We start from the raw sequence: 6,257 nt of genomic DNA, 5'->3' as shown, positions 1-6,257 counted from the left end.
CGCAGTGCTCGGCGCTCGACGGGGCGGGCACCCGACGTCTGACGGGCCGCGGGGTGCTGGAGGTGGAGGAGCGGCTCGCCGCCGACCTCGAGGGGCGTGGCAGGTTCGCGGCCGGCGGCAAGCCGGTCTCTCCGTCATCGGCACCCAGGACACGACGGTCACCCCGTAGCGGTCCCGCGACGCCGCCCCCTGGTCCACGCCGGTCACCCCACCGGCCCGTCATGCCCCGTGCCACGAATCGACTGAGGACACATGAACGCGATCCACCTCGACCTCGGCCTCGAAGGCCGTCTCACCGCCTTTCCCGCCCCCGGGGGGTCAGGGGAGCGCATACCCGCCGTGCTGGTGCTGCCCGGCGGCGGTTACCAGCACCACGGCGAGCACGAGGGGGAACCCGTGGCGCGCTGGCTGAACGGACTCGGGCTGGCCGCGTTCGTGCTGCGCTACCGCGTGGCGCCGCACCGGTACCCGGCGGCGCTGGAGGACGGGCGGGCCGCGCTGCGCGCCATCCGGGCCGAGGCGCCCGCGCTCGGTGTCGACCCGGACCGGGTGGCGGTGCTCGGTTTCTCGGCCGGCGGCCACCTCGCGGCCTCGCTGGCGAGCGACCCGGCCGGCACACCGGCCGACCGGCCGGCGCTCGCCGTGCTCTGCTATCCGGTGATCTCCTTCAGCCACCTGCCCCATGTCGGCTCGCTGGCGGCGCTGTTGGGCTCCGACGCGTCGCCGGCCGAGCGCCGCGCCGCGTCCCGGGAGCTGACGGTGACCCCGGACACCCCGCCGGTCTTCCTGTGGCACACGGCGGACGACCCGGCGGTCGACGTCGCCCACTCGCTGCGCTACGCCGAGGCCCTCGCCGCGGCCGGGGTGCCGGTCGAGCTGCACGTCCTGCCGCACGGCCGGCACGGCGTCGGCCTCGCCCCCGAGCAGCCGGAGCTGTCCCGCTGGACGGACTGGTGCGCCGCCTGGTTCCGCTCGCACGGCTGGCCGGGGCCGGGGCGCGGCGTTGTGGAGGGGTGAGGCCGGTCGGTCAGAAGTGGGTGGCGATCCCGAAGGCCCGCCGGAGTTGGGCCATGTCGTGCCGGTCCCGGTCGGTGGGCGGGTACCCCTGGTGGAAGTGGACCTGCTGCTCGGGCGACAGGCACGGCACGGTGACGCCCCGGATCACGCCCGTCACGAAGCAGGACGCCGGGTAGTGGAACGGGCGCCCGGGGTCGGGGGACGCCTGCGCGGCGGAGCCGTCCGGGCCGAAGACCAACGGGTGCAGGTCGATCTCCCGGCCGGGGGCGTCGGCCAGGACGAACCGCACCGGGCGCCAGTCGAGCGTCTCGACGAAGCCGGCGCCGGTGAGCGCCGCCACCACGGCAGGTTCCTGGTCGGCGCGGTGCATCAGGTCGAGGTCGCGGTGGGGCCGGGTCTGTCGGCCGACCAGGGCGTCGACGCCCCATCCGCCGCCCGTCCAGACGTCGACCCGCGCGCTCCGCAGCAGGTCGAGGATCGACACCACGTCGTCGGCTGTCATCACCCGGGGAAACCTAGCGCCGATCGCGGGGGCTCGCACGGGTTCTGGGACCATGGAGGCGTCGGGCCGCGTGTGGTGTGCGCGCGGCGCAGGAGTCGCGGAGCCTTGGGGGATCACCAGCGTGTCGGAGGAGTCGACGGCCGTCATCGGCCGGGCCGCGTTGCGGGCGGACTGCGGGAGCTGCTTCGGGCTGTGCTGCGTGGCACTGCCGTTCACCGCCTCGGCGGACTTCGCGGTCAGCAAGCCGGCCGGCACGCCCTGCGGCAACCTGGACGCCGACTTCCGCTGCGGCATCCACGCCGGCCTGCGGGAGCGCGGGTTCACCGGCTGCACGGTCTTCGACTGCTTCGGCGCGGGGCAGCGGGTCTCCCGGGAGACGTTCGGCGGGCGGGACTGGCGGGCGGCGCCGGCGACGGCCGCGTCGATGTTCGCGGCCTTCGGGGTGGTGCGGCAGCTGCACGAACTGCTGTGGTACCTCGGCGAGTCGCTGGCCGGTCCCGCGGCCCGCGAGCTGGGGCGCGAGCTGCGCGCCACGAGCGGGCGGATCGAGGCGCTGGCCGGCGGCGACCCGGTGGAGTTGGCGGCGGTGGACGTGCCGGCGCTGCGCGCCGAGGTCGGCGAACTGCTCGGCCGCGTCAGCGAGTCGGTGCGGGCGGCCCGGGTGCCAGGCCGGCGGCGGGACCGGCGGGGCGCCGACCTCGCCGGCGCCCGGCTGCACGGCGCCGACCTGCGGGGGGCCTCGCTGCGCGGGGCGTTGCTGATCGCGGCCGAGCTCGGCGGCGCGGACCTGCGGTCGGCCGACCTGTTGGGTGCCGACCTGCGGAACGCGAACCTGGCCGGCGCGGACCTGCGGGACGCGCTGTTCCTCACCCAGGCCCAGCTGAACGCGGCCCGGGGCGACGGGCGCACCCGGCTGCCGGCCGGGCTCGACCGGCCCGCCCACTGGGCGGGACCGCCGGCCTGAGCGGCGCACTCCTCAGCGCGGTGCCTCGCCGCCCAGGCGGCTGAGCGCCCGCATGGCGTCCCGCTCGACGCGGGCGAGCTCGGTGAGGACGGCGCCGGCCCGCACCAGGCAGGCCGCGTCGCCCGACTCGCCGGCCTTCGCGACGAGTTCCGCGACCTCCGTCCACCCGGTGGCGGCCTCGGCGTACAGCCGGTGGCCGGTGCGCAGGTGCTCGCTGTCGATCAGTTGGGCGCACTCGGCGAGGAAGTCGCGGTAGAGGTTGCGGAACAGGGCGCCGCCGGTGCCGGCCTTCTCCATCAGGAGGGCGGCCCGCGACAGGTCCTGCCGCGGGTCATCGGTGCGCTGGAGCCAGGTGGGAAGCAGCTTGGCGGCCTTCGCCACGCCTCGGTGCCCGAGGTTGGCGATGGGCGGGTCGAGGAAGGCGTCGGCGCAGGCGGTGATGGCGGGAACGAGCTGGCTCCGCGGGGAGGGCGCGTTCTCCGGGACGGCGAGGGTGAAGGACCGGTGCCTGGCGGTCATCGGGCCGCGCTCGGCCCTGGCCCGGGCGAGGCTGGTGAGGCTGGTGGTCACCGCTCCGCCCTGCTGCGCGGTGTCGACCAGGTGGGCGTCGTGGTCGTCGTAGCCGTACATGGCGACGACATGGCCGCCGAAGTGTGCCCTGGACCCGAAGTACTCCAGGTGGTGGCTGTCGAGTTGGAGCCCGACGGGACGCCCGGCGTCGAGGGCGGCGGCCACGTGGTCCCAGGCCCGGCGGGGCGAGCTGGTCTCCCGGACCTGGAGTTCGAGCCCCAGCCTGGTCGCCAGGTTGCTCGTGAGGACGAAGGGCTTGACCCGCCCGCCGAGGAAGGGGAAGTCCAGGTTCCTGCTGTCCCAGTAGATGAAGGACAGGCCGGAGCCGAGGCCGAAGAGCATCGGCTCGGACAGGTCGAGTCCCTCGTGTCGCAGGAGCACCCCCAGGGCGGTCGTCTCGCAGTGGGCAGTGCCCCTGGCCTCGATGTCGATGATCGTGTTCATGCCGCGTTCTTCCGGGTCGGGGTCTCCTCGACGGGGATGACCAGTCGGGTCGTCAGCTCCTCCTGCGGGGCCTCCGCCGGCCCGACGAGATAGGCCTCCCGCGCGGGGGCCAGCGGGCGCAGTCCGCGCTCGTGGACGGCGGCGAGGAGCGCGTGGTAGGCCAGGGGAAGTTGGGCGTAGGGGCCGATGTGCACGGTCTCGGCGACGGGCCCGCCGGGCAGCGTCTCGTACTCCGGTCCCGGGGTGTCCTCGCCCTGCGGTACCTGCGCTCCGAGGGCGATCTCCATCCCCTCCGCCAGGTCCAGCGGATAGCGCCCCCACAGCGGTGGCCGCCACGCGACGCCGGCCGCGCCGAGGGCCGGCAGCAGCCGGCCGACGCAGGCCCCGACGGTCTCCCCGATCCCGGCGGGGTCGCAGACCGCTCGCACCACGGCCAGCCGGCGCTCGGGCTCCCGGCCCCACGTCACCTCGTAGCCGGGCAGGCCGCCCGCCGCCAGCCGCTCCAGCATCCCGACGCGCGCCCGGTCCCGGCTGATCCGCTCGGCCAGCCGGTCGCGTTCGGCGCGGAGGATCTCCGCCCGGTGGGCGGGCTCGGCGGCCAGCGCCCCGGCGATCACGGCCAGGGGGAGGTCCATCTCGCGGAGCAGGGCGATGGTGAGGGCGTCGCGGGCCTGTTCCGGCGCGTAGTAGCGGTAGCCGGTGGCCGCGTCCACGTGGACGGGGGCCAGCAGGCCCGTCTCGTCGTAGTGCCGCAGCTGTTTGACGCTGAGCCGGCACCGGCGGGCGAAGCGCCCGATGGTGAGGAGTTCGTCGTGCACCCCGTCATGGTGGACCCTCCCACCGTGGGAGAGTCCACTGCCGGCTTCGCGCGGTTCAGGCGGGCGGGCCGTCCGCCGCGCTGACCGTGACGACCTCGACGCCCTCGTCGCGCAGCGCCGCGACCGCCGCCGGGTCGGCGGTGTCGTCGGTGACCAGCGTCCAGTCGCCGGGCAGCCTGGCCCAGGCGTGGAACGGCCGGCGGCCCACCTTGGCGGCGTGCGCGAGGACGTACACCCGCCGGGCGCGTCTGGCCATCAGTTCCTTGAGCCGGGTCTGCCGCAGGTCGGCCTCGCAGATGCCGAAGCCGGCGGCGACGCCGTCGGTGCCGAGGAAGAGCCGGTCGAACGTGAGGTGTTCGAGGGCGGCCTCGGTGAAGGGGCCGACGAAGCTCTGGCTCACGGGCCTGAGGGTGCCGCCCAGGCACTCGACGCGGACGCCTTCCGCGTCGGCCAGTTCCTCCAGGGCCGGCAGCCCGGTGGTGGCGACGGTCAGCGTCGTGGCGTCTCGCAGTTCGTGGGCGAGCGCCCGGACCGTGGTGCCGCCGTCGAGCAGGATCGTCTCGCCGGTGGCTATCCGGGCGGCGGCCCAGCGGGCGATGGCCCGCTTGGCCTCGAACGCCTCGCCGGTGCGCTGTCGCAGCGACGCCTCGGGGTGCGCGACCAGGGCCATCGCGCCGCCGTAGGTGCGGGCCATCCGTCCCTCGGCGGTGAGCCGGGCGAGGTCGCGGCGGATGGTGGACGGCGAGACCCCGAAGCCTCGGGAGAGCTCGTCGACGCTGGTCAGGCCCGTGGTGGTGGCGAGGCGCACGATCTCGTCGCGGCGGACGCGGGATCCGGCGGGTGGCATCGTCGTCCCCGTCAGCCGGTGGGCCTGGTGGCCATCTCGGCGGCCTGGCGCAGTGCCTCGACCATGGAGCCGGCGTCGGCGGTGCCGGTGCCGGCGATGTCGAAGGCGGTGCCGTGGTCGACGGAGGTGCGGATGACGGGGAGCCCCACGGTCAGGTTGACGCCGGCCTCCAGGCCGAGCACCTTGACCGGGCCGTGGCCCTGGTCGTGGTACATGGCCACGATGAGGTCGTAGTCGCCGCGGCCGGCCAGGAAGAAGGCGGTGTCGGCGGGGAGCGGGCCGCGCGCGTCGATGCCCTCGGCGCGCACCTCCTCCAGGGCCGGCACGATCTTCTCCTCCTCCTCGCCGTAGCCGAAGAGGCCGTTCTCGCCGGCGTGCGGGTTGATGCCGCAGACGCCGATCACCGGCGCGGGGACACCGGCGCGCACCATGGCCTCGTGGCCGCGCCGCACGGTCCTGGCGACGAGGCCCGGCTCGATGCGGCCGACGGCGTCGATCAGGCCGATGTGGGTGGTGACGTGGATGACCTTGACGGTCGGGGTCGACAGCATCATCGACACCTCGGGGACCCCGGTCAGCTTGGCCAGCAGTTCGGTGTGGCCCGGGTAGAGGTGTCCCGCGGCGTGCAGCGCCTCCTTGTTGAGGGGGGCGGTGCAGATGCCCTGGACGGCGCCGGCCTGGGCGAGTTCGGCGGCCCGCCTGATGTACTGGTAGGCGGCGTCGCCGGCGAGCGGGGAGAGCTTGCCGAAGGGCAGGTCGGCGGGGAGCAGGTCGAGGTCGATCACGTTGATCCGGCCGGGCGTGAACGCGGCCTCGTCGGGCGACGTGACGGGCACGAGGTCGACCTCGGACTCGCGGCCGAGCAGCGCGGCGGCCTGGCGGAGCCGCTCGATGTCGCCGATGACGACGGGGCGGCAGCGGGCGAGGGTGTCGGGGTGCAGCACCGCCGGGACGATGACCTCGGGGCCGATGCCGGCGCCGTCGCCCATGGTGACGGCGATGAGCGGCAGCGGCTCGGTGTCGCCGCCGGTGTTGCCGGCGGGGGCGACGGGGGTGGTTGACGAGCTCATGGACGGACCTTCCGCTGGGTGGGGG

7 protein-coding genes are annotated in these 6,257 nt (G+C 75.3%); 2 read left to right on the top strand and 5 right to left on the bottom strand.

From position 1 onward, the window contains the following. Positions 1 to 252: 252 nt before the first annotated feature. Positions 253 to 1,017, top strand: a complete 765-nt coding sequence (locus E1283_RS29830; protein ID WP_132821283.1) for an alpha/beta hydrolase — start codon at positions 253 to 255, stop codon at positions 1,015 to 1,017. A 10-nt stretch (positions 1,018 to 1,027) separates the two neighbouring features. Here the strand turns inward: E1283_RS29830 and E1283_RS29825 are convergent, their stop codons facing one another. Next, positions 1,028 to 1,519 carry a nucleotidyltransferase domain-containing protein gene (locus E1283_RS29825; protein WP_207930576.1) on the bottom strand — a complete coding sequence of 164 codons (492 nt, stop codon included), beginning with the start codon at positions 1,517 to 1,519 and terminating at the stop codon, positions 1,028 to 1,030. 121 nt (positions 1,520 to 1,640) lie between these two features. Between E1283_RS29825 and E1283_RS29820 the strand changes: the two genes are divergently transcribed. After that, complete coding sequence (locus tag E1283_RS29820) at positions 1,641 to 2,483, top strand: pentapeptide repeat-containing protein (RefSeq protein WP_243745200.1); 843 nt, start codon at positions 1,641 to 1,643, stop codon at positions 2,481 to 2,483. A gap of 12 nt (positions 2,484 to 2,495) precedes the next feature. On the opposite strand, the gene E1283_RS29815 is transcribed toward E1283_RS29820, so the two are convergent. The 4 genes from E1283_RS29815 to pdxA are packed head-to-tail and all read right to left on the bottom strand — an operon-like array spanning position 2,496 to position 6,232. After that, on the bottom strand, positions 2,496 to 3,497 hold the full coding sequence (locus E1283_RS29815; RefSeq protein WP_132821280.1) for a BtrH N-terminal domain-containing protein: 1,002 nt from the start codon (positions 3,495 to 3,497) through the stop codon (positions 2,496 to 2,498). Next, positions 3,494 to 4,315 carry a MerR family transcriptional regulator gene (locus E1283_RS29810; protein ID WP_132821279.1) on the bottom strand — a complete coding sequence of 274 codons (822 nt, stop codon included), beginning with the start codon at positions 4,313 to 4,315 and terminating at the stop codon, positions 3,494 to 3,496. The genes E1283_RS29815 and E1283_RS29810 overlap by 4 nt, the downstream gene beginning before the upstream one ends. Before the next feature lie 55 nt (positions 4,316 to 4,370). Next, positions 4,371 to 5,162: a DeoR/GlpR family DNA-binding transcription regulator gene (locus E1283_RS29805; protein WP_132821278.1), complete on the bottom strand. Its 792-nt coding sequence runs from the start codon at positions 5,160 to 5,162 to the stop codon at positions 4,371 to 4,373. Positions 5,163 to 5,173: 11 nt separating this feature from the next. Then, positions 5,174 to 6,232, bottom strand: a complete 1,059-nt coding sequence (pdxA, locus tag E1283_RS29800; protein ID WP_132821277.1) for a 4-hydroxythreonine-4-phosphate dehydrogenase PdxA — start codon at positions 6,230 to 6,232, stop codon at positions 5,174 to 5,176. Between the last annotated feature and the right edge of the window lie 25 nt (positions 6,233 to 6,257).

It is taken from the genome of Streptomyces hainanensis, from assembly GCF_004348415.1.
GTDB lineage: Bacteria > Actinomycetota > Actinomycetes > Streptomycetales > Streptomycetaceae > Streptomyces > Streptomyces hainanensis.
This window is presented reverse-complemented; position numbering and strand designations above follow the sequence as displayed.

Coding starts and splice junctions, on each gene's coding strand:
- E1283_RS29830 (WP_132821283.1), top strand. CDS start 253: ATGAACGCGATCCACCTCGACCTCGGCCTCGAAGGCCGTCTCACCGCC.
- E1283_RS29825 (WP_207930576.1), bottom strand. CDS start 1,519: ATGACAGCCGACGACGTGGTGTCGATCCTCGACCTGCTGCGGAGCGCG.
- E1283_RS29815 (WP_132821280.1), bottom strand. CDS start 3,497: ATGAACACGATCATCGACATCGAGGCCAGGGGCACTGCCCACTGCGAG.
- E1283_RS29805 (WP_132821278.1), bottom strand. CDS start 5,162: ATGCCACCCGCCGGATCCCGCGTCCGCCGCGACGAGATCGTGCGCCTC.
- pdxA (WP_132821277.1), bottom strand. CDS start 6,232: ATGAGCTCGTCAACCACCCCCGTCGCCCCCGCCGGCAACACCGGCGGC.